This is a genomic window from Treponema denticola (genome assembly GCF_024181405.1).
GTDB lineage: Bacteria > Spirochaetota > Spirochaetia > Treponematales > Treponemataceae > Treponema_B > Treponema_B denticola_D.
Genome location: NZ_CP051302.1, coordinates 2,181,945 through 2,201,231, shown reverse-complemented (window position 1 = coordinate 2,201,231; position 19,287 = coordinate 2,181,945). Strand labels below are relative to the sequence as shown.

At 35.5% G+C, this 19,287-nt stretch carries 29 protein-coding genes and 1 pseudogene; 18 read left to right on the top strand and 12 right to left on the bottom strand.

All coding sequences use genetic code 11. The features are described 5' to 3' along the window. Positions 1 to 40: 40 nt before the first annotated feature. The 3 genes from HGJ18_RS10350 to HGJ18_RS10340 are packed head-to-tail and all read left to right on the top strand — an operon-like array spanning position 41 to position 2,674. Positions 41 to 607 carry a hypothetical protein gene (locus HGJ18_RS10350; protein ID WP_253696304.1) on the top strand — a complete coding sequence of 189 codons (567 nt, stop codon included), beginning with the start codon at positions 41 to 43 and terminating at the stop codon, positions 605 to 607. After that, positions 607 to 1,293 (top strand): response regulator transcription factor, encoded by a 687-nt coding sequence (locus HGJ18_RS10345; RefSeq protein WP_253696302.1) that lies wholly within the window; start codon positions 607 to 609, stop codon positions 1,291 to 1,293. The genes HGJ18_RS10350 and HGJ18_RS10345 overlap by 1 nt, the downstream gene beginning before the upstream one ends. Then, entirely contained in the window at positions 1,277 to 2,674 is a 1,398-nt protein-coding gene (locus HGJ18_RS10340; RefSeq protein WP_253696300.1) for a sensor histidine kinase, read from the top strand. The genes HGJ18_RS10345 and HGJ18_RS10340 overlap by 17 nt, the downstream gene beginning before the upstream one ends. On the opposite strand, the gene HGJ18_RS10335 is transcribed toward HGJ18_RS10340, so the two are convergent. The 12 genes and pseudogenes from HGJ18_RS10335 to HGJ18_RS10280 form a co-directional block, all read right to left on the bottom strand. After that, positions 2,628 to 3,389: a class I SAM-dependent methyltransferase gene (locus tag HGJ18_RS10335; RefSeq protein WP_002687123.1), complete on the bottom strand. Its 762-nt coding sequence runs from the start codon at positions 3,387 to 3,389 to the stop codon at positions 2,628 to 2,630. The two genes, HGJ18_RS10340 and HGJ18_RS10335, sit on opposite strands and share 47 nt — an antisense overlap. Positions 3,390 to 3,430: 41 nt before the next feature. Next, entirely contained in the window at positions 3,431 to 3,976 is a 546-nt protein-coding gene (locus HGJ18_RS10330) for a hypothetical protein (protein ID WP_253696298.1), read from the bottom strand. A gap of 156 nt (positions 3,977 to 4,132) precedes the next feature. Beyond that, on the bottom strand, positions 4,133 to 5,071 hold the full coding sequence (locus tag HGJ18_RS10325; RefSeq protein ID WP_253696296.1) for a Fic family protein: 939 nt from the start codon (positions 5,069 to 5,071) through the stop codon (positions 4,133 to 4,135). Positions 5,072 to 5,170: 99 nt separating this feature from the next. Continuing rightward, positions 5,171 to 5,548, bottom strand: a complete 378-nt coding sequence (locus HGJ18_RS10320; RefSeq protein ID WP_366793075.1) for a hypothetical protein — start codon at positions 5,546 to 5,548, stop codon at positions 5,171 to 5,173. A gap of 80 nt (positions 5,549 to 5,628) precedes the next feature. Beyond that, positions 5,629 to 5,787, bottom strand: coding sequence for a DUF2262 domain-containing protein (locus HGJ18_RS10315; protein ID WP_253696292.1), 159 nt, complete (start codon positions 5,785 to 5,787; stop codon positions 5,629 to 5,631). Then, complete coding sequence (locus HGJ18_RS10310) at positions 5,765 to 6,082, bottom strand: hypothetical protein (protein WP_253696290.1); 318 nt, start codon at positions 6,080 to 6,082, stop codon at positions 5,765 to 5,767. Before HGJ18_RS10310 ends, HGJ18_RS10315 begins: the two co-directional genes overlap by 23 nt. 27 nt (positions 6,083 to 6,109) lie before the next feature. Continuing rightward, positions 6,110 to 6,391, bottom strand: coding sequence for a type II toxin-antitoxin system YafQ family toxin (locus HGJ18_RS10305; protein ID WP_253698329.1), 282 nt, complete (start codon positions 6,389 to 6,391; stop codon positions 6,110 to 6,112). Then, positions 6,388 to 6,660 carry a type II toxin-antitoxin system RelB/DinJ family antitoxin gene (locus tag HGJ18_RS10300; protein WP_002665927.1) on the bottom strand — a complete coding sequence of 91 codons (273 nt, stop codon included), beginning with the start codon at positions 6,658 to 6,660 and terminating at the stop codon, positions 6,388 to 6,390. Before HGJ18_RS10300 ends, HGJ18_RS10305 begins: the two co-directional genes overlap by 4 nt. Positions 6,661 to 6,725: 65 nt before the next feature. Then, a complete protein-coding gene (locus tag HGJ18_RS10295) occupies positions 6,726 to 6,920 on the bottom strand; it encodes a hypothetical protein (protein ID WP_253696288.1) in 195 nt (64 codons plus the stop codon). A 4-nt stretch (positions 6,921 to 6,924) separates the two neighbouring features. Continuing rightward, the gene (locus tag HGJ18_RS10290; RefSeq protein WP_253696286.1) at positions 6,925 to 7,494 is read right to left on the bottom strand and encodes a hypothetical protein; all 570 of its coding nucleotides are present in this window, start codon (positions 7,492 to 7,494) and stop codon (positions 6,925 to 6,927) included. 257 nt (positions 7,495 to 7,751) lie between these two features. Next, positions 7,752 to 7,976, bottom strand: a pseudogene (locus tag HGJ18_RS10285) (SMI1/KNR4 family protein); the annotation flags it as partial. Between the two features lie 17 nt (positions 7,977 to 7,993). Continuing rightward, positions 7,994 to 9,490, bottom strand: coding sequence for a carboxylesterase family protein (locus HGJ18_RS10280; protein WP_253696284.1), 1,497 nt, complete (start codon positions 9,488 to 9,490; stop codon positions 7,994 to 7,996). A 297-nt stretch (positions 9,491 to 9,787) separates the two neighbouring features. Here HGJ18_RS10280 and HGJ18_RS10275 point away from each other — a divergent pair, with 297 nt between their 5' ends. From HGJ18_RS10275 to HGJ18_RS10205, 15 genes are all read left to right on the top strand, one after another. Beyond that, the gene (locus tag HGJ18_RS10275; protein WP_253696282.1) at positions 9,788 to 10,453 is read left to right on the top strand and encodes a DUF4272 domain-containing protein; all 666 of its coding nucleotides are present in this window, start codon (positions 9,788 to 9,790) and stop codon (positions 10,451 to 10,453) included. Positions 10,454 to 10,540: 87 nt separating this feature from the next. Next, positions 10,541 to 10,996 (top strand): DUF2004 domain-containing protein, encoded by a 456-nt coding sequence (locus HGJ18_RS10270; protein ID WP_253696280.1) that lies wholly within the window; start codon positions 10,541 to 10,543, stop codon positions 10,994 to 10,996. A 76-nt stretch (positions 10,997 to 11,072) separates the two neighbouring features. Next, the gene (locus HGJ18_RS10265) at positions 11,073 to 11,540 is read left to right on the top strand and encodes a flavodoxin domain-containing protein (protein ID WP_002685268.1); all 468 of its coding nucleotides are present in this window, start codon (positions 11,073 to 11,075) and stop codon (positions 11,538 to 11,540) included. Between the two features lie 113 nt (positions 11,541 to 11,653). Further along, positions 11,654 to 12,367 carry an NHL repeat-containing protein gene (locus tag HGJ18_RS10260; RefSeq protein ID WP_253696278.1) on the top strand — a complete coding sequence of 238 codons (714 nt, stop codon included), beginning with the start codon at positions 11,654 to 11,656 and terminating at the stop codon, positions 12,365 to 12,367. Between the two features lie 107 nt (positions 12,368 to 12,474). Beyond that, on the top strand, positions 12,475 to 12,834 hold the full coding sequence (locus tag HGJ18_RS10255) for a MerR family transcriptional regulator (protein ID WP_002685270.1): 360 nt from the start codon (positions 12,475 to 12,477) through the stop codon (positions 12,832 to 12,834). A 4-nt stretch (positions 12,835 to 12,838) separates the two neighbouring features. Continuing rightward, entirely contained in the window at positions 12,839 to 13,624 is a 786-nt protein-coding gene (locus HGJ18_RS10250; protein ID WP_253696276.1) for an SDR family NAD(P)-dependent oxidoreductase, read from the top strand. Between the two features lie 350 nt (positions 13,625 to 13,974). Then, positions 13,975 to 14,160 (top strand): hypothetical protein, encoded by a 186-nt coding sequence (locus HGJ18_RS10245; protein ID WP_253696272.1) that lies wholly within the window; start codon positions 13,975 to 13,977, stop codon positions 14,158 to 14,160. A 195-nt stretch (positions 14,161 to 14,355) separates the two neighbouring features. Next, positions 14,356 to 15,126: a hypothetical protein gene (locus HGJ18_RS10240; protein WP_253696270.1), complete on the top strand. Its 771-nt coding sequence runs from the start codon at positions 14,356 to 14,358 to the stop codon at positions 15,124 to 15,126. Positions 15,127 to 15,162: 36 nt separating this feature from the next. After that, a complete protein-coding gene (locus HGJ18_RS10235) occupies positions 15,163 to 16,071 on the top strand; it encodes a hypothetical protein (protein ID WP_253696268.1) in 909 nt (302 codons plus the stop codon). A gap of 111 nt (positions 16,072 to 16,182) precedes the next feature. After that, complete coding sequence (locus tag HGJ18_RS10230) at positions 16,183 to 16,332, top strand: hypothetical protein (protein WP_253696266.1); 150 nt, start codon at positions 16,183 to 16,185, stop codon at positions 16,330 to 16,332. 57 nt (positions 16,333 to 16,389) lie between these two features. After that, entirely contained in the window at positions 16,390 to 16,983 is a 594-nt protein-coding gene (locus HGJ18_RS10225) for a HEAT repeat domain-containing protein (protein ID WP_253696265.1), read from the top strand. Between the two features lies 1 nt (position 16,984). Next, a complete protein-coding gene (locus HGJ18_RS10220; protein WP_253696264.1) occupies positions 16,985 to 17,497 on the top strand; it encodes a hypothetical protein in 513 nt (170 codons plus the stop codon). Positions 17,498 to 17,501: 4 nt separating this feature from the next. Then, positions 17,502 to 18,236, top strand: coding sequence for a hypothetical protein (locus HGJ18_RS10215; RefSeq protein ID WP_253696263.1), 735 nt, complete (start codon positions 17,502 to 17,504; stop codon positions 18,234 to 18,236). A 109-nt stretch (positions 18,237 to 18,345) separates the two neighbouring features. Further along, positions 18,346 to 18,648, top strand: a complete 303-nt coding sequence (locus HGJ18_RS10210) for a tetratricopeptide repeat protein (protein ID WP_253696262.1) — start codon at positions 18,346 to 18,348, stop codon at positions 18,646 to 18,648. A gap of 37 nt (positions 18,649 to 18,685) precedes the next feature. After that, positions 18,686 to 19,273, top strand: a complete 588-nt coding sequence (locus tag HGJ18_RS10205; protein WP_253696261.1) for a hypothetical protein — start codon at positions 18,686 to 18,688, stop codon at positions 19,271 to 19,273. Positions 19,274 to 19,287 lie beyond the last annotated feature (14 nt).

Here is a 19,287-nt window from a genome sequence, read left to right as displayed (position 1 = left end):
ATTATGACACAAGACGGCAAAAATATTGTATAATGTGCTTATGGGAAAGAATAGAAAATGTATCGTCTTTATTACGGCTGCGCTCATATATTTTATGCTTTATTCGGCAGTTTTTGCAGAAAAACATGATGATGACGGCAAAACACTTCGCTATCGCGGAAAGCGTCTGCCCTCTGCCGTTGAGCTGTTTTATGTTACCAAAATAGAAAGCGAAATCGAGTCCGGCAATTATCTTGAAATAGAAATAAAATTCAATATTCCTGTCGAGCCGCGGACCCTGCAAAAAAAGTTTATACGCATAAACGGAAATCCGCTGCCGGGCGCTGCGGTTCTTTCTTTTAATAAGGCAGGAAACAAAATAAAAATACTGATTCCTGTCTCCGTTGTTTTAGGTTCAGAAAAAGATGAACCCTTTTATATCGATTTACCTGAAGCAAAGAGTTTTAATCATATTCCTCTGTATAGTTCTCATTTCGATGATATACACTGCAACAAAGAATACAGATTTGAATTTGTAAATATTCATCCGCATAAGGATAAAGAAAAACACGACAAAATAACTCACAATCATTACAGCGAGTATATTCGTTTTGAGGAGGAAGATTGATGAGCAAGGTATTGATTGTGGAAGACGATGAAGGAATTGCGGATTTTTTATGGTTCGAATTGGAACATGAAGGCTACAGCGTTTTACACGCCGGCGACGGAAGAACAGCTCTTGAGCTTTTTGAAAGCGATACTCCCGATATTCTCCTGCTTGATATCATGCTGCCTCAGCTGAACGGACTTGAAGTGCTCAGGCGGATTAGAAAGACATCGAGCGTGCCGGTAATCATGCTTACCGCACGGGGAGAAACCTTCGATAAGGTCAGCGGGCTTGATTCCGGTGCAGACGATTATCTTGCAAAGCCTTTTGAAATCGAAGAGCTGCTTGCGCGTATGCGTGCTGTTATGCGGCGGAACGAGGTAAAAGGAACATCTGTGCTTAAACTGCGTGCAATAGAACTTGACCCTGCCGCGATGAAAGTAATGGTGAATAAAAAACACACGATATTGTCCAAAACAGAATACCTTTTGCTAAAAACATTTATAGAAAATAAAAATACCGTTTTAAGCCGCGATCGGATTATCAGTGAGGTGTGGGGTGAAAATTATTATATCGATGAAAATTCGGTAGATGTGTATGTTCGTCATCTGCGGTCAAAAATCGATGAGAAAACCGGGGAAGAGTATATTTCGACGGTACGCGGTGTCGGTTATGTTATGAGGGACGGCAATGATGAAAGCGAATAGCCCTTATCCGCATAGGCTTCGCGTATCGACTGTGCACCGGCTAGCCATGCGCTTTTCGCTGCTGCTTGCTGCAATCATCGTTGTTTTATCGTCCGGTATCATTTTGCTCCTCCGCATGAATATCCGCAATCAGCAAAATACGGAGCTTAAAACTTCCGCCGGACTGGTTGCCGAATTGCTGCAAAAAGGACGCATACAGGAAATTGACGGCGAGCTGCCTTACTATATAACTTTCACAGTATACGAAAGCAATACCAAAGAAATTACCGCGACAAATGACCCCTTTTTACCGGCACTTCCGGTAACGCCTAATCGTGCCGAACGCTACACCGCTAAGCAGTATTTCAGCGACGGCGACTTAAATATTCTTTACTATGCAATGCCGGCAGACACCGCGGACGGATATATTATCCAGACAGCTCTCAACATGGATACCGATACGGCAGAAGCTATTCTTTCCGGCTTGCCGCGAATGCTTGCGCTCATTGGTATCCCTCTCCTTTTTATTTCATACGGCGCTGCATTTTTTATTTCCGGCCGCACGATGAGGATTGTCCGCGCGATGACCCAAGCAGCACAAAAAATCGGAGCATCCAATCTCGATGAAAGGCTGCCTGTTACGGACAAAGGGGATGATTTTGATGAACTTGCAAAGACGTTTAACAACCTGCTTTCCCGCCTGCAAACCGATTTTGCAAGAGAAAGGCAGTTTACAGCCGATGTTTCTCATGAGTTAAAAACGCCGATTGCCGTCATACTCGGTCATGCGAATATGCTTCGCCGTTGGGGAAAAGACGATCCCGACAGGCTGGAGCACTCGCTTTCTGTGCTGATCCGCGAAGCTCATTCTATGCAGTCGATTATTGAAAACCTGCTGCGTATTGCCCGTTTTGAAAACGGCAGTATCAAGATTAAGGCTGCGCCTCTTTCCATCCCAGCGCTGTTTGAAAGGCTCATAGACGAGACAAAAACATATGCGCCCGGAGTAAGCTTCGATACTCATATAGAGGTTGAAACTATCCATACCGATGCGGAACTGCTGCATCAGGCCTGTACAATAATTATTTCCAACAGCGTAAAATTTGCAGGAGAAAATGCACACATCATTCTTTCGGCCGAATATAGGAATTCTTATATTATCTCGATTTCGGATAACGGTCCGGGAATCGGAGAAGATGCATTACCGCATATCTTTGATAGGTTTTACCGAGGAGATGCTGCTCATGTCCGCAGCGCAGGCGGGGCAGGCTTGGGGCTTTCCATCGTTAAAAGTATTATGCAAGTACTCGGCGGTTCAGTCTCTGCCGAAAACGGAGAAAGAAAAGGCACTGTTATCATAATGCAGCTGCCGCAAAATAATATCTATGAATCCTTCCCTTAATTACACCTTCTTTCTCAAGAATTTCCTGCGCTTTAAAAAGGTTCTTCTGATATTTCTCCACTTCAAAACCGGGAAATTCCCAATCAATGATTCTCGCAAACCAGACAAGTGCACCTACGTCATAAAACTCTATCGGCCTATAGACTTCAGCTTCTTCTATAATATCAAATCCGTTATCTGCAAATTCCTGTCTTGCAATATTCAAATAAGCTTCCGGAAACGGAATGTCAATATTGCCAATTAAAAGCTCTACCAGGTCTCTGTCATTTTCAGCGCCTACTTGCTGTGTAAGAAATACTCCTCCTTTTTTAAGAGTTCTTTTAATCTCATTTACATTGTATTTACCGTGTCTGTTAGTAATAATGTCAAAGTAATTATCTTCAAAAGGAAGGACATCTCCGCCGTCACATGCTTTAAAATTTATCCCTAAAGGAAGAAGTCTTTCTTCACATATTTTGATGTTTGGTTCATAGCCTTCAATCGCAGCAGTGTGTTTAGCATTGGCCATAAAAGATAAAAGAAATTCTCCGCCGCCTGTTTCCATATCCAATAAATAATCGGTATCACTCAGATAAGATTTTATGATTTTTCCAAAATCCCATGGAAGATCGTCCTCTTCTTTATACCTTCCTCTAATGTGAGAGAAATCCCAACCTTTAATATGAGCTATTTCTTGCTCATGCAGCCATTGATTTAAAAGTGCTTGCTTTTCCATATTTTTTCTCCATACCGAACATCGCCAGTGCAACATTCACTTTATCCATGCGTACGGTTTCTTTTCCTTGCTCCAATTTTTACTTTTTTGTAAGCTGACAGTTCCTCTATTGCAATATCCAAAGAAAGCTGCCTTCTTCTCTTTTCTTTTGTTTCTTTTACGGAGCCGACTAAAACTATTCTGTGTTTTGGTATTTTTAATACGTAAGTTTTATACCAATAAGGCTGCGGTTTGGGAATCTTAATATTTAGCACTCCCTTTTTGATGAGGAATTCTTTATTTTTCCAATATAGAACGGCATGATCTTCATATAGGTCAAGCTGTGCTTCTTCCTCCTTGCTGCTCCAACACTTTGCGGCAATCCATGCCGGCAGCGACATAGCAATAGGAATTAAACCGAATATCAAATAAACAGCATGTCTGGGATGTTCTATGAAATATATCGGTCCATGTTCCGGTCCTTTTTCAATACCGGAAAACACAAGAAATGCATAAAAAGTCAAAAGTCCAAGAGTTACTCCGAATAACACCATAATATACAATACACCGGGTGAATATTTATTGCATTGAAATGTTATTCTTCTCATAATTTACAACTCCTTTTGCATTTCCAGTTTCTCTAAACATTAACTAATATTCTACCATATTCCAAATCCTATTATTTCTTCCATCTCATGAAGCATAAAAATAATAGGGAATAGCCAAAATATAGTTTGCAATTTTTTTATCTCCTGTCATATTAATTAAATTGTTTTCCAGCAGCGTTCTTTCATAAAGCTGGCAATATTGGATACATCTTCTCCTTCGTAATATTTTACTAATAACTGCTTAAACTCAGAAACTTCCTTTTCCGGAATTACAATAAAACCGCCGCCATGAGAAATCAAATAATGATTTGCAAAAATAATAGAGGCTCTTTTGTTACCATCAAGAAATATCTGTGTCTTCATACAATAAAGACATAGTTTAATAGCAATATTAATCACATCATCATTCTCCTCGGTAATCTTTTGAATTCTATCTTTAACATCTGCTTCATTCGGTAAAGACGGAACATAAGATGAGCCTCCAATGGTTACCGGAACACCACGAATGCGGCCGCCTTCTGCAAAAAAACCTTCATTTACAAGTTTTGCAATATGACTAAGCATATAATAGTCTGATTTACTTGCAATAACATCTTTATCTAGAATAAACTCCCAAGCATGTTTCAAGTTCAAAATCTTTTGCACATCAGTTGCTGTCATTCCGGAAACCTTTCCGTTGTCTATAATTTCTTCTGTCTGTGGAAAAGATGTTGCAATTCCCTCCAAGACAGCTTGATCATAGATATTTATTTTTATATTAGCTCTTGCAAATTCAATATTAGCCATAACACTGGAAGATAGTTCATCTTCGGAATATCCGGCAATAGCAAGTTGTTTTTCTACATATCTAAGTTCTTTTCTTATTTTGCGAGCTTCTTTTGCATTACGAAGAAGCAGGTTATATAACCCCTCTGTATAGACTCCCACATATGTCGATGTTTGTTTACCGGCTACACGCTTTCTAACATATAAATATTTTCCATCGCCGCGTTCTTTAATTTCAGGTGTACCGTCATACGGCAGTAAATTTAATCTGGCATGAAGATCGGCGCGAGTCTTGAGGAATTCCTGTATTTCATTATATTGTGTCGGCATTATCTTTTCTCCTTTGGGGAGCATTTATCGTGATTATTATACTATTATGCTCCCCAAAATTCAATATGGAAAGAGCATCTTATCGTCATTATCTATTTATTACTCTATTTGAAATGCGATGTTGCATTTTGAGTTCTTTAAATTTGGAAAACCATATTCCTCTAATCGATTTAGAGTTTTTTGAATAGATTCGGTTATATTGTTTTTGCTAATAGGTAAGTTGCTTATGATATATATAATACCATTAAGTTTTGCCGGATAAATAATCCCGCACTTAGATTCATTATTTATAATACGGAGCAGGTAAACATCATATTTTGTTTTAATATAGAAATCAAACTCTTGATTATCATAAATCTCCTCCGGAATCAGGTGGACCGGAGCTACGATACAGTCTTTCATTTGAAAACTATCACTCCCAAAATGTGCTTTACAATTGTGTTTTCGCTTTATTCTTTCTATCCATTCGGTAAGCATTATCACATCACGGCCTTCAGTTTAATAAATCAATCTTTTATAAAATACTTGTAAGGTAATTCTTTTCTTTGACATTTTTCTTACCCTTCCATATCAGCCGACACAACTCCCTTCTTTAAGCCGTCGGATACTGTTATACAATGCCCTAAGAAGAGCTCGTCATCATCAAAATAGGCAGAAAATGAACCGCCTGATGTCATCCAAATCAAACTCAGACTAATTCTTTTTAACAAACTCATACACATCTGAGGCTGTACGCTTCATTTCAATCGAACCCAAGGCTCCCAAATCATTCATATAAATAGTATCATCAGAATCTTTTTTTATAAAGAAAGCTAAGTCACCGTCCTGTCCAATCATAAAAAAATCCGGCTCCCATTCAGCTATCTGATAAGTAGTATTTCTTTCCACCAAATCTGCCTTTGAATATAAAATGATACCGGTATCCTCTATTGTAAATTCTCCATCCTCTCCCATTTCTGATAAAAACTTATCATATAAAGTAGGCAGTATAAAATCCATCTGATTATTCATTGTAAACTTCTTAAAACATTTTCTGTCTTATTTTTTAAAAAGCTCTGAATGTGAGCCAAGTCTATAAAGCATAAGTACAAGTACATCATTTCTAATTTCATATACTAAAAGCCAATCCGGTTCTATGTGACATTCTCTTGTTCCCTTATAGTTTCCTGATAAATCATGATCTCTATACTTAGCTTCAAGTTTTTCTCCATTTGAAAGTAAATCAATAACTTTCAATAACTTATCTAAGTTTTTATTCTGTTTTTTTGCAAGTCTAATATCTTTCTTAAATTGGTTTGTAAATTTTATTTCGTATTTTATATTTCCAGTGCTTTCCGCAAATCGTCTATATTTGAATATTTTTTTACGGTATCATCATAAGCAATTTTTCTACCTTCTTCTATTGCCGACGCTGTAATTGCATTGGGAATATCTAATTTCAAAGCAAACGGAATTCCATTTTCTCTAATAGTTGTTCTTAAAAATATATTGATAGCCGTTGTCATATTAAGCCCTAACTCAAAAAAAATAGCTTCTGCTCGCTCCTTCATTTCTTTATCTGTTCTGATATTCAAATTTGTTGTTGCCATAATATCACCCCATTCTTAAGTATATTCATTATTTCGTGCGATGTCAATATATTGTCATTACATATTTATACTTCTTCTTCGCTTAATTCTCTAAAATTTGAAATATGATACCCAAAATAGCATTTTCCGGATTGACCTATAAAAATTCCATGTTCCGGCATATTAACTATTTCGCCTAAGTAAACCATAGGCATGTCATCAGAAAACGGATATTCCAAAGATATTTCATCTTTAAGAGTAACCAAAGTTTTTTCTTTCATTGCCTTAAACTCCGATAAAGGACTGTTTTATTTCAGACAGTTCTTTTAACTTTCTTTCCAAAATCACTGCATTCATTCCGTTTTTGATTGCAATTTCATAATACTTATCAAATTCGGGATGATTATTTTGTTTTACAACCGCTAAAAGTTCTGCAAAATATCCCCAAACATTATTATAGCTTTTTGTTGAAGTATAATCTTCTCTTTTAGGCATCCACTTGAGTTTTACAAAGAATTTGTAAAGTATATTACTCCAAGTTTCTACATCATCATCATAGCAAAAAAACTTGGTCTCAAACAGACTGCCGAAACGCCTGTCCCAAAATTTTACATTGTCAGGCAGATACCAACTATTACGGGTATCGCGGCATATCAATTCTGTTATTATTCTTTCAAGTATTTCGGATGGAAAACCTCCGGTACAACCGTAACTTCCGGCAACTGAAGTTTGTGCCGCTTCCTCTTTAAGTTCTTCATAGGCTGTGCTGCTATCAAGCAACAACAAAGCAATTTGGGCACGGTGACCAAAGGCTTTTCCTGCACTCAATATTCTATATTTCTCAATCTCATTCATAGTTCCTCCGCTCGCCAAACTTTTCCTATAATCCGAATTTTTCCCAGTCCTTAACCGATTCAATAACAGGTATCCAACTGTCGATTTCAAATTTTTCCTGTTCATAGGGTTCAGCATATCCGCACTGACCATGAGGCAGAACCATCTTTTTTTAAATGCATCAGACAGCTCTGTCTTCCATTCCAGCCATCTTCAAACATATGATTTTCTCCGATCTTTAGCATTTGTTATCTCCCTTTCCTCCGCTGAAAATAAGTTTAATCAATTTCTGCAATTATCCCATCAACCAATTCCGTAATACTCGGCGCTGCATAAACCACTTTATCCGGATCATGGATATAGCAGATAATCTGACCTTCTTTTCCCGCTGTATCCGGATCAAAATCCAACATCAAAAAGCAGCTGTCACAGTATTCGGCAAAGGGAATCCATTTTTTATTAAAGAGATAGGGTTTAATCCTGCTGTCATGCATATTTTCTATGGCTTTTTTAATGTTGATTATCTACGGTTGCGGATATATTCTTTTCGTAGCTTATCGGCAATGCCGCTATTTTGAATGTGATGAATAAGATGTGCATGCGGAAACGGTATAGTTCTAATATCTTTATCATATTCCGTAATTTTTCCTGTTTCATTAAAAAGAGTCCGGTCTTTCATTTTTCCCGTCCTTATAAATTCTATCCAGTCCTTCTGAATTGAAATAACTGCTTTTCTATTTTCATCGGTAATGGGTATATTCATTTTATCTATGGTTCCAAAGAAAAATGCCAGCTCCGCCCCATGATACGAACCTCGCAGTCCGTTATACAAATGAGGGATATAGTTCATTCTATAGCCGTATACAGGGCATTTTTTGCCTAACGTTTCCATAAGAAACAACGCGCTTGAATGAAAGATCAGCAATTCCATTATTTGAATCTGTAAATCTACAATTCCATTTGCTTCCGATTTAAATTCGGATTCGAGCGTTTCTGCAAACTCACCGTATTTTTTTAAAAGAACATCTTTTAAATTTTTCTTTTTCTTTGTAATTCCGAGAGCCTTATAAAACATAGGTAATTCAATCATAGAAAATTCATCTTTGTTAGAGCCTATCAAAACTGGCATACAAGGGAATTCTCCACGCTCTAATAATTTCATTGGGTGCTCTGCAAAGAATATACCGTCAACAATATCATTCTGTCCTCCTTTTAGTTTCATCAATTTTTTGGCTGACAGTTTTTTTAGTTCTTCAAGTCCTTTAAGATGATTTTTTGACAGCATTTTTGCATATTCGTTTTTTGCAAAATCAAATTCCGACAATATCGGGACATTCCCTGCACATAGGATTAATTTATGAAACAGTTTATTACTTACAGGATTTAAATAATGATACAGCGCTGCAACCGCACCGCCGCAATGCCCCATAAGCGTAATATTTGTATTATCTCCGCCGAAAGAACTTATAGTATTATAAATCCAATTTAAAGCTGTTTGCTGATCAAGATAAGCAAGAGACGCTTTTATTTCTCCCTTATCGAAAACAGGCATATATCCGAAATTTCCTATTCGATAAGTAATTGTAACTGCTACAACACCTTGTTCGGCAATATGTTCCATTGTGTATATTGGAACTGTTCCCGACCCTTCGCCTCCGCCATGTAAAAATACAACTACCGGTTTTCTTTCCGTAAAATTCTCGGGTGCCCATATATTTACTACAAATGCATTTTCCGTTTGAGTATCTTTTAACGGTTGAAATTCCGGTCGTAACATATGGTGCTTCATAAAAATATTAAAAAATAGAGGATATTTCCTTTGTGGAAAACATACTGTTTCTTTACGATTAATTATCATATCCGGTGAATAGTCTTGTTTATCAAGAATTTTAGCATATTCAAATCTTTCTGCTCGTGCATAAGGCACACTCAATATAGAATATACAGGCGTACCTTCTTTCGTTTTTCCGACTACATTCGCATATGCTTTGCCAATCTCTGTCTGTAATATCTTCATTTTGCATCTCCTTTATTCTATGAAATCTCTCTAAATGTTTGCTGATATTATACCATTTTCAATGGTGTTTTTTCTACAGGTTATCAATAATCTTATTTTTTGATATAATAGTACCGGTAAATAAAGGAGATATGATAAACAGTTCGGCAGAAATTCAGCCTCACTGTTTATCTGACGAGTTTTGTGCTTTGCACAAAACATCGCATTATTATATGTGTGTGCTTTTCGGCACACACTTGAAAAAACTTTTTTCGCAAATTGATATTTGCTGCAAAAAGTTTTTATAGGAGAATTATTATGTACATAAAACCTGAAGATCGGCGTGAAAAATCGAATGCAAAAATAAAGGGAATGGGCATTGCCTGTATGGAAGAACTGCCCTTGCGGGAATCATCAAAAGAGGCGAAGCTTAAAAGTCTTGAAGAAATCTGCGACAGAGCCATCGCATGTCTTTTGTCGATTCAATTGGCTGAAGATATTCATAATGAGCAAGGGTATGAAGAATCGAAGGAGCTTTTTTTAAGTTTGCTTGAAAAATATGAAGTATCGGACTGCCTTTTGGAAAAAGAAAAACGGCTTTTTGACGGAACATACAGCGAACAGGATGTCATTGATGTATGCTGGACTTATGAAGCTTATTGGTCGCTTCTGTGGGCTTTGGGCTTGGTTGAAGATATTTCGTATCCGAATGATATCTGTGATGTGGAACGAGCGATAAAACTGGTCGGCGATATCGATGGGAAAGTTGCGTTTAAATCACAATGTAAGTTACGCGGGATAGAAGAAATACTTGATATGCTTGATCTTCACTATCGTTATCATTGGGCAACGGAAGAAAAGCGGCTCCGCCCCGAAACGGAAATCAAAGACTTAAATCCCGATGTTTTGATGGAACGGCGGCGCGGACTTGAATGGCTTATTTCCGAAGAAAGCGATTGGTTCGATATTTTGATGGATACATAATAATTATTGAATAGTATAATATTTATCAGTATATATCCATAGAAAAAATCTAATTTTATGATATACTGAATAATAGGAGATTAAACTATGAAAAAAATGGAACATCAATATTTCGGTCAGTTGAATCTTGCGGCAGCAGATGATGTGGAAGTAATTTGGGAAAAAGAGATTCAGGGGATAGACACATGGCTTTGGCTCGGCAAAAATGTAGAACCGTCTACCGGCATACTCGATCTTTATGCACAGTTTCTTGAGAACATAGACGATAAAATAAAAGAAGCAAAAAAAGCTCTGATAACATATTTAAAAGATGACAGCTACTATATTGACTTTCATATTGAAGAATGCGGACTCGAAGATTTGCCGAGTGATATTACCGAGTTTGTAAGTAAAATGACGATAACAAATCTAGGCTTATGGATTGACAGTGAAAGGCCGCACATCACAATGGATTTTATGATTGCACCTGATGAAAGCGATGAAATACTCTGTGTAAAATTCGGCGAAGATGTAAAAATTATTTCCATTGATTGGGAAAGTTAATATTATTTAATTACTAGGTTTGCAAAATTCCGCTTTTTGATGTATAATAAACAAAATAAAACAAGGTAGGTGTAGCATGAAAAAAACAGCTATTATATATGCTTCGATACATCATAAAAATACGGAAAAATTAGTAACCGAAATTGCAAAAAAAATAGAGTTAAATATTTTCAATGTTAATAAAGTGAGAGAAATAGATTTTTCAAAATATGAAACAATAGGTTTTGCCTCAGGAATTTATATGGGAAAATTTCATCAAGCAATTTATAAATTTTTAGAAGAATACAAAACAGTCATACCTAAAAGAACCTTTGTGATATGCACCAGCGGAATTGGAAAAGGAAGATACGCACAAAAATTTTCTTCTCATTTAAAAAGTAAAGGTTTTGACGTTTTAGGATCATTTGAATGCAAGGGCTTTGATACCTACGGTCTATTTAAATTCTTCGGCGGCCTAGCCAAAGGTCATCCTGATGCTAAAGATATTGAAAATGCGGTAACATTTATAAAAGATATTGAAATAATAAATGAATTAAAAATATAATCCAATATTTGCTTTCAAAAAATCTTCCCCTTTCCCGCAAAATATTTTTCAAAAACCGCTTGCCTTGAACCGAACTCCAAGGTTTATATTATTAGTAATTAGGAGGCTTTAATATGCGTGAAATCAACATTAGTATTTTTTTAGCTGGTACAGTAATTTTAGCAAGCTGTAATCTTTTTGCAAAAGAGAATATCGAGATGAAAAAGTTGGTGTCATCACTTTCATCTCCGGTTGGAATGGCTTTTGACAGCAAAGGCTATTTGTACATCGCAAATTGGAGTGCAGGGAGAGTTGATCGTTATCACTCGGGAAAATTGGAAACGGTTATAAAAGATATTCCCTATCCTTCCGGTCTTGCAGTTGACAGCAAGGACTCTTTGTATGTCGCAACCTATAACGGCGGTGTAATCTACAAAGTGCAAAACGGTAACAAAAGCAATTTTCTTTCAGGGCTTAGCGTTGTTGCCGGTATAGCTTTTGATGATGAGGAAAACTTACTTGTCGCGGAGCGAGGAAAAAGCAGAGTCCTTTACGTATCACCAGAGGGAAAGATTTCTGTACTTGCCGATAAAGGATTAATAACTCCGGTCGCAGCTATTCAGACAGGTAAGAACCGGTATGTAATTAACGACATTACCGGAACAATCTACCTCTACGAAGCAAAAAATGCCAAGCTCACCGTTTTGAGCAAAACAGTGAATGCTCCTGCAACAGGACTTATTCTCGATCCGTTTCGCCCTAATTCCGTTTTAACTGTTGATTACGGCAGCAGGGGGGGTGTATCGAATTTCGCTTACGGATGTAAAAACCGAGCAGCTTACCGATAAACCGATTTCTCCTGTCGGACTTATTGCTGATACCGATTCAAAAGAAATATACATCGCGGCGTGGGGAGATAATTCGCTCTATAAAATTACATTTCAAGGGAACCGTTATGACGATTAAAGAATTTGCTTTTAAACTTGGTGTAAGTGATTCAACTCTCCGTTACTATGAAAGAATAGGAGTGTTGAAACCTATTTGCAGAAGAAAAAACGGATATCGGGAATTTATGGAGGTAGACATTGCTTGGATGGAATTTGTTATCCGTCTAAAGGCAACTGGTATGCCGGTAGCTCAAATAGTCGAGTTTGCTGAGCTTCGCGAAAAGGGTGATACGACTGCACCAGAGCGGCTCGAAATGCTCCAAGAACACGAAAAACGGCTTTTAGCGGAACTTGAAAAACAAAATACCTACTTAGCAAAAATCCGCGAAAAAATCGAATACTACAAAAAATTAACCATGAAGAGGTAAAAAGATGAAAAAATATGTAGTTGTTACAGGTGCAAGTTCCGGCATCGGATACGAAACGGCAAAGCGATTTGCACAGCACGGGAAAAACATCATTGCGGTTGCACGCAGTAAGGAAAAGCTTGAGAAATTAAAAAATGAAATTCTGAATACCGATAATCTTTCGGCCGAGGTCATCATTAAGATATACGACCTTACCAAAAAAGAAAATATCTATACCTTATACAATTCCGTAAAGGACTTGGATATTGAAACATGGATAAATAATGCGGGCTTTGGAGATTATTGCAGTGTGGAAAATCAAAATCTTACAAAAATGGAAGATATGCTTAGCTTGAATGTAGAAGCGGTTAGTCTTTTTTCAGCTTTGTATGTGCGGGATTTTGCAGATAAAGAAGGTACTCAGCTTATCAATGTGTCTTCCGTCGGCGGGTACACGATTGTTCCGACTGCGGTTACTTATTGTGCAACGAAATTTTTTGTTGGAGCTTTTACCGAAGGCTTAAGCCGTGAGTTATTCGCATCGGGTGCAAAAATGCGGGCAAAGGTTTTTGCTCCCGCCGCTACAAAAACAAATTTCGGCAATATCGCCAATGACATCACAGACTACGATTATGACAAAGCTTTTGGAAGATATCACTCTTGCAAACAAGTTGTAGATTTTCTCATACAGCTGTACGAAAGTGATAAACCGGTTGGGTTAGTAAACAGAGAAACCTTTGAGTTCAGCTTATCCGATTACTGTTTTTCATATGTTCAAAAAGTGCAAACTTTACAAAAGACGCAGACTTGATGTTTTTAATTTTCAATTAGGAATGGGATACTAAATCGATTATAGTAAAGCATAAATCAGGGCACCCACATCTGATTTTTTTTAAGATATCTTTGCATAATATATAAAAATTTTGAATTGTTTTTTACTGAAATATGTTGTAACGAGAGCTTTCATAATCTATGGTTATGCAATATCAGCATGATTTTATACAGTTTTTAATTTATTTTGTTTTTTATGTAAGAAATGAGCTAAAATTTTGTCATGATTTTTTCTGGTGTGGCTGTCCTGTACCATAAATTCTTCCTGAGTATTTTTTTTGAAAAAATATGATACAATATTTATAGTGTTAATTATATAGGAAGGATCAAATGGCAGTTCCGGTTTCTGAGCTTACACAAATGGTGAAAATGCTAACGGAGGAAGATTATACAGCGGTGATAAAATATATTGAGTTTCTTATTAGTTCCCGTAAAAAAAGTACCAAAGCTACCATCCGACAAATACAGGAAATGTTATCGGATATGGCAGCTTTTCGCCGCTCACGGTTAGCATAATGCGAATTTTTTTAGATACGAATGTTCTTATTTCTGCATTTGTATTTGCAGGTAAGACAGACAATCTTTTAGAACGGCCTTTGATATTTTCTCCTACAATGTTATATAACTATTTAATAAATAGGTTATGAAAAAATACCATGAAAAGGTTGCCCCTGCAAAATCAAATATGGAGGTTTTATAGTAGAAGTCATTATGGAAACGAATAATATAATAAACGGGCTAAAACATTTATCTGAAGGAGTATTCCTACCCGAAGAATGGATTGATTGGTGGAAACAAAATGAAAAATTTGCAAAACAATTTTTGTCGCCGCGGTGGTATTTAAAGATAAAACCTAAGATGTCACAAGGTTTAATGGGTGCCGCACTAATATCTCAAAATTCGGCTCGTGAATACTTAAAATCTATAAATCAATCTTATAACGAAAATGCACAAGTCAATTATATGGAAGGATGGAGAAAGCAAATAGATGATATCTCCTTGAACTATGACAAAATTGATATTATTGATTTTGACTTGAAATTTACCAAATTGAAGCAAGGTTACCCTAACTTGTTTGCCGTAATAAAAAAACACTTATTGAAAAGTGATGTTGTGGAAAATAATTTAACCGAAGAAAAACTAACCTCATCATTCTTTTATAAATTATTGCATAGTGATGTAATTACATTTTTTTATTGTATTTCGCAATTTAAAATGGAGGGTATTCTTATTGATTTTGATATGTTAGAATTACGGGAGGAATATATTAAAATTGGGGAATTGTGGTTGAATAGTGATGGGGATGAGTTATATATCAGACCATATGAAGCTTCTGTATATTTTCATGATATAGGGAAAAATCAAATACATATTATAAATAAATCATTTAACTTATTTATTGAAAATGATTTGAGTTGTTTTGTCTATGAAAATGCATTGTCTAATACTTTTTTATGTTTTTCAAATCAACAACCCCGATAAAAAATTAAAACATTATTTTTAAGGAAAGAACAAACTATGATTTATATTAAATTCTATAGCAAAACTAAAGATTGTTTTTTAGAGGACATCAACAGAAAACTAAGTGCCGAGATTGAAAAAATAATCAACAACCCCGATGCGAGCGTCGGGGTATGTTGTTCTCATAAGGTGGTTGCAGTCGGCTTTAATACCCTTTGTTACGACGCAGAGCGTCGGGGTATTAAACCCTCCGCACGAATAAGCTGCTACGCTGACATTATCTATCAATCTCCTTATACAAATAAGATTATTTGGGCTGCAAAACGGCTGGACGAAAATTGTGTAAACATAATAGCATTTGATGAAACTGCAAACAAAATTGCTTCTATAAAATTGGAAGATGAATTTAGCGATTCAGATATAGCTTTTACAAGTTTAAATGAAGAAAATCGTATAATAGTATCTTTTACAGCAGGACAGGACGGCTCCCAAGATTATTGCATAGAATTAAACAATAATGAGCTGAAAATAATATATAAGTTTCCTAAAAATTTATCTTATATGTTTAGCTTCGATAAATATGCTCTGCTTGCTGATTTTTACAGTTCGGTTTTTTTTAAAATTTCTTCCTCGGATTTTACGCCGATTGCTGAAAAGACATATTCTTTATTTAAAGAAGATTCATTATCCAATGTACAGAAAATCAATGATAGCTTCGGAATATTTTGTACCACTGAAGGGAAGTGCTATGTATTTAATTTATCTACACTTGAATTAATTGATGAGCTTATTATTGATTGTAAAATAGATGATTTAGAAAAAAATTGGGCTGTGAATGCATTATTTCAAACAAGGGATGAGATGATATTCCAATATCGCAATTATAAGAATAGAAAAGAAAGCATTGAATGGATCAACGTAGATAAATTATATTTAGATAGACTTATCAAAGAACAAAAACTGTGATATAATTAAAAAGGATAAATATTATGAAATTAATAGAAGCGCTAACAAAATTTAATAATGTGTTCGGCAGAAATAAAACCGATTTAGGAAATTTTTCTTTTATCCGAATGTATGAAACTGGAAGAAGAAAAATATAAATTTAACACAAGCGATGATGACGAAAAACCTTTAGAAAATTTTATTGATTATACGGAAGGCATTCTCTCGCATTGCTTAGGCACAAAGCAAATTGAAGATTTTATATCATTCTTTTTTGGTTAAAAATATGAGAGACATAAAAGAGCTGCATAAAATAATGACTGAAGGGGGGAAAAATAAATGAAGACAACGCTTTTTCCAAATTGGACATTAGATGACACAGATGACACGGGGGCAATTTCGGAATATTTTCATAATGAAAAAATGCCTTTCACCGAAGAGATAATGATTAAGTGCCTTAAAATGAAGCGTAATAAATACGAAATCTATTGGGCTGTTTTAGCTCTGCGTATGCTAGGAACGCAGAAAGCAATTCAATATTTAAAAGAAGTTAGCACTTATAAAAATTTAGATGTGCAGGGTGCAAGCGTTTTAACGATTGCTTACTTAGCCGAGGGTTCTGAAAATGAATATTTGGCGAGCCTCTTGTTAAATAAGGATTTCAAAGCAAAATGGTATGCCGTTGTTGCCTTCAATTACAAACCCGACGGTAAAGCTGTCCCTTATGCAGCTGAGTATGGGGTTAAGACAATCAAAAGTTCGAAAAACAAACCGGAAGCGGGTTCTTTAATAGTTGAGTATCTTGCGAGATTTGCATCGGAAAATGAATTTGCAAAAAAGATATTTGCAAGGATAAATAAAGATTTCGAGAATCTTTCTCCCAAAGAACAGAAAGTCTTCACAGTGAATTTTCCGCATATCTTTAGAAATTAATATGAATAAAATTGTAACTACAACAGTAATGGTAATTTTTACTCTTTTAATTTTTACAGCCGATATAGTGTTAATCACAAGATTTTTCACACTGATAAAACAAAGAAGATATAATGATTCGGCTCTTCTTTGGGAAGGGCTTCCCGATTTGTTTCCGAAAATTGAAAATAAATATCTTAAAACTTTTTTGAACTACATCACGCTAAATATTGCGGTGTATATCATCTGGTACTATTTCCCAAAGACAGGAGTTTTTACCGGAACTCTTAAATTTTCTTTTGATATTGTTATCGAGGGGTTCAGATTTTTAGTATCGTTTATAATAACGAATTTGTTTTTAGCTATTAGTCAGCTCACAAGAAAAATAAAAATTTTTCAACAAAATACAATTTCGGTTAAAGTATACTACATTGAACTTGTCATCATTCCCATTATTGTTATTTTTTCTCTTTATTTTTTTGACAGCGTTTTCAAAGTGTTTACAAAGTATTATTTTGAATTGTCTATGGAGTAACGATATGACAAAGTATTCAAAAGAAGCATTAGATGAAGCATTGCTGCAAGCGCAAAGCAACGATATTAGCATGAAAACAAAAGGAATAAAGTTTTTAAGACAAGCCTCTTGTTTGGAAACGGGTACGAAGAATACCTATCCGATAAGAGATTGGTTTTCTGAAACTACAAATTACACAAAGCTTTTTAAAATAGTAAAATCAGAAAAAGATCCGAAACTGTTATGGGAATATTTATTTTTGATTAAAACATATTGTGAGCGTTATATTGATTTAGCTTATTTGGTAAAAGATTCTCAAAACTTTATCTCAAAAAAAGAAAACACAGAATTCAAAATAAAGGCTTGTGAGCTCGGAGAATTATTTTTAGTGCATCAAGATGCCTCTGTACGGCAAGCTGCAGCAAGCCTGCTTTGGTATTTAAAGAAAACTTCCGAGGTTTGGCCTGTAATCATAGAGCTTATGCAGAAAAAACGGGATTATATAACACTTTCTCATATCGGTATAATGATTCGCAATTGTTATTTACTTTTGAATGATGATAAAGTTATTACAGACTCTTTTGAGAATACTGTGACGAAGGAAAATCTTATTTCACTAAAGGATGCAGAAGCTTTAAAAGAAGCCGTATCATTTTCATTGGAAAAAACTCCTAAGGCTGCAAAAAAAGCCGGCTTTAATTCCGTATCTGAAACACTGGACAATATAATTACAGCACTTACAAAAACGGTTAAAAAATGATAGAATAAATATAAGGAGGTGCGATAAACAGTTCGGCAGAAATTCAGCCTCACTGTTTATCTTCGAGTTTGCCTTTCAGGCAAACATCGCATTATTATAGGAGGTAAACATGAATGGAGAATTATATCTAAAAAAGGGCATGCTTCAACTAAACAAAAAATTGTATGATGAAGCATTGGAAACTTTAAATAAGGTAATCGAACTCGATGATGATCTTGCCAGTGTTACATCTGCAAAATGTATTTTAGGTGAATATTATTTTATTCATCAAAACTATGAAAAATCAAAAGAATTTTTATCATGGATTTGCGACAGACAAGATGAACTTGAAGAAGAGTTTGACGATTTACTTTCACAAGAAATTGATACCGCGTCTGTGCTGATGGAGCTGATTGAAAAATATAAGCTGTAAAACAAATTTACCATAAATACACAGGGAGTGATATTGTATGAAAAACAATTCTTATATTCATAACTTAAAAATAGAAGATGTACCTTGGCATCGGCTTCCTACAACTTGTGGAAGAGCAACTTTGTTTCCTCAATATTTTGAAATATTGACAAACATGCAGGACACGGATAAAATAGAAAATGCAGTGTATGAAATAGCAATAAATATTGAACATCAAAGTACTTTGTGGTATGCAACTCCATTTGCTCTTATATTTCTTACAAGAATTTTTATGAAAGCTTTAACTCAGAGCGGTACAAATAAGAATGCGCACTACATTGTAGAAGAACTACTGGAAGGTTTTGCCGTAATAGCTGAGAGTTTTTGTGAGGGTGATGAATTGGGACATGCAGCTCCCTTACCTTTTTTTGAAGATATGTTAAAAGAAGAATATTTATGGTCTGAAGTTTATAATGAAGATGATGATTGCCTCCGGTATGAAGATGAAAATGTTTTTCCTGATAATCTTTTTTACAGTTTTTATTATTATTCTTTTGAGGTATTAAAAATATATCGGGAAGAATTTGTTAAATTAAAAGATACGGAATTTGCAGTAAGAGCAAAAATACTTTCTTCATGGTTTTAAAAAGGGAATAGACT

Excerpts from the sequence above, each read along its gene's own strand:
- HGJ18_RS10350 (WP_253696304.1), top strand. The coding sequence starts at position 41 with ATGGGAAAGAATAGAAAATGTATCGTCTTTATTACGGCTGCGCTCATA.
- HGJ18_RS10345 (WP_253696302.1), top strand. The coding sequence starts at position 607 with ATGAGCAAGGTATTGATTGTGGAAGACGATGAAGGAATTGCGGATTTT.
- HGJ18_RS10340 (WP_253696300.1), top strand. The coding sequence starts at position 1,277 with ATGATGAAAGCGAATAGCCCTTATCCGCATAGGCTTCGCGTATCGACT.
- HGJ18_RS10335 (WP_002687123.1), bottom strand. The coding sequence starts at position 3,389 with ATGGAAAAGCAAGCACTTTTAAATCAATGGCTGCATGAGCAAGAAATA.
- HGJ18_RS10330 (WP_253696298.1), bottom strand. The coding sequence starts at position 3,976 with ATGAGAAGAATAACATTTCAATGCAATAAATATTCACCCGGTGTATTG.
- HGJ18_RS10325 (WP_253696296.1), bottom strand. The coding sequence starts at position 5,071 with ATGCCGACACAATATAATGAAATACAGGAATTCCTCAAGACTCGCGCC.
- HGJ18_RS10320 (WP_366793075.1), bottom strand. The coding sequence starts at position 5,548 with ATGCTTACCGAATGGATAGAAAGAATAAAGCGAAAACACAATTGTAAA.
- HGJ18_RS10315 (WP_253696292.1), bottom strand. The coding sequence starts at position 5,787 with ATGAGTTTGTTAAAAAGAATTAGTCTGAGTTTGATTTGGATGACATCA.
- HGJ18_RS10310 (WP_253696290.1), bottom strand. The coding sequence starts at position 6,082 with ATGAATAATCAGATGGATTTTATACTGCCTACTTTATATGATAAGTTT.
- HGJ18_RS10300 (WP_002665927.1), bottom strand. The coding sequence starts at position 6,660 with ATGGCAACAACAAATTTGAATATCAGAACAGATAAAGAAATGAAGGAG.
- HGJ18_RS10295 (WP_253696288.1), bottom strand. The coding sequence starts at position 6,920 with ATGAAAGAAAAAACTTTGGTTACTCTTAAAGATGAAATATCTTTGGAA.
- HGJ18_RS10290 (WP_253696286.1), bottom strand. The coding sequence starts at position 7,494 with ATGAATGAGATTGAGAAATATAGAATATTGAGTGCAGGAAAAGCCTTT.
- HGJ18_RS10280 (WP_253696284.1), bottom strand. The coding sequence starts at position 9,490 with ATGAAGATATTACAGACAGAGATTGGCAAAGCATATGCGAATGTAGTC.
- HGJ18_RS10275 (WP_253696282.1), top strand. The coding sequence starts at position 9,788 with ATGTACATAAAACCTGAAGATCGGCGTGAAAAATCGAATGCAAAAATA.
- HGJ18_RS10270 (WP_253696280.1), top strand. The coding sequence starts at position 10,541 with ATGAAAAAAATGGAACATCAATATTTCGGTCAGTTGAATCTTGCGGCA.
- HGJ18_RS10265 (WP_002685268.1), top strand. The coding sequence starts at position 11,073 with ATGAAAAAAACAGCTATTATATATGCTTCGATACATCATAAAAATACG.
- HGJ18_RS10260 (WP_253696278.1), top strand. The coding sequence starts at position 11,654 with ATGCGTGAAATCAACATTAGTATTTTTTTAGCTGGTACAGTAATTTTA.
- HGJ18_RS10255 (WP_002685270.1), top strand. The coding sequence starts at position 12,475 with ATGACGATTAAAGAATTTGCTTTTAAACTTGGTGTAAGTGATTCAACT.
- HGJ18_RS10250 (WP_253696276.1), top strand. The coding sequence starts at position 12,839 with ATGAAAAAATATGTAGTTGTTACAGGTGCAAGTTCCGGCATCGGATAC.
- HGJ18_RS10245 (WP_253696272.1), top strand. The coding sequence starts at position 13,975 with ATGGCAGTTCCGGTTTCTGAGCTTACACAAATGGTGAAAATGCTAACG.
- HGJ18_RS10240 (WP_253696270.1), top strand. The coding sequence starts at position 14,356 with ATGGAAACGAATAATATAATAAACGGGCTAAAACATTTATCTGAAGGA.
- HGJ18_RS10235 (WP_253696268.1), top strand. The coding sequence starts at position 15,163 with ATGATTTATATTAAATTCTATAGCAAAACTAAAGATTGTTTTTTAGAG.
- HGJ18_RS10230 (WP_253696266.1), top strand. The coding sequence starts at position 16,183 with ATGAAACTGGAAGAAGAAAAATATAAATTTAACACAAGCGATGATGAC.
- HGJ18_RS10225 (WP_253696265.1), top strand. The coding sequence starts at position 16,390 with ATGAAGACAACGCTTTTTCCAAATTGGACATTAGATGACACAGATGAC.
- HGJ18_RS10220 (WP_253696264.1), top strand. The coding sequence starts at position 16,985 with ATGAATAAAATTGTAACTACAACAGTAATGGTAATTTTTACTCTTTTA.
- HGJ18_RS10215 (WP_253696263.1), top strand. The coding sequence starts at position 17,502 with ATGACAAAGTATTCAAAAGAAGCATTAGATGAAGCATTGCTGCAAGCG.
- HGJ18_RS10210 (WP_253696262.1), top strand. The coding sequence starts at position 18,346 with ATGAATGGAGAATTATATCTAAAAAAGGGCATGCTTCAACTAAACAAA.
- HGJ18_RS10205 (WP_253696261.1), top strand. The coding sequence starts at position 18,686 with ATGAAAAACAATTCTTATATTCATAACTTAAAAATAGAAGATGTACCT.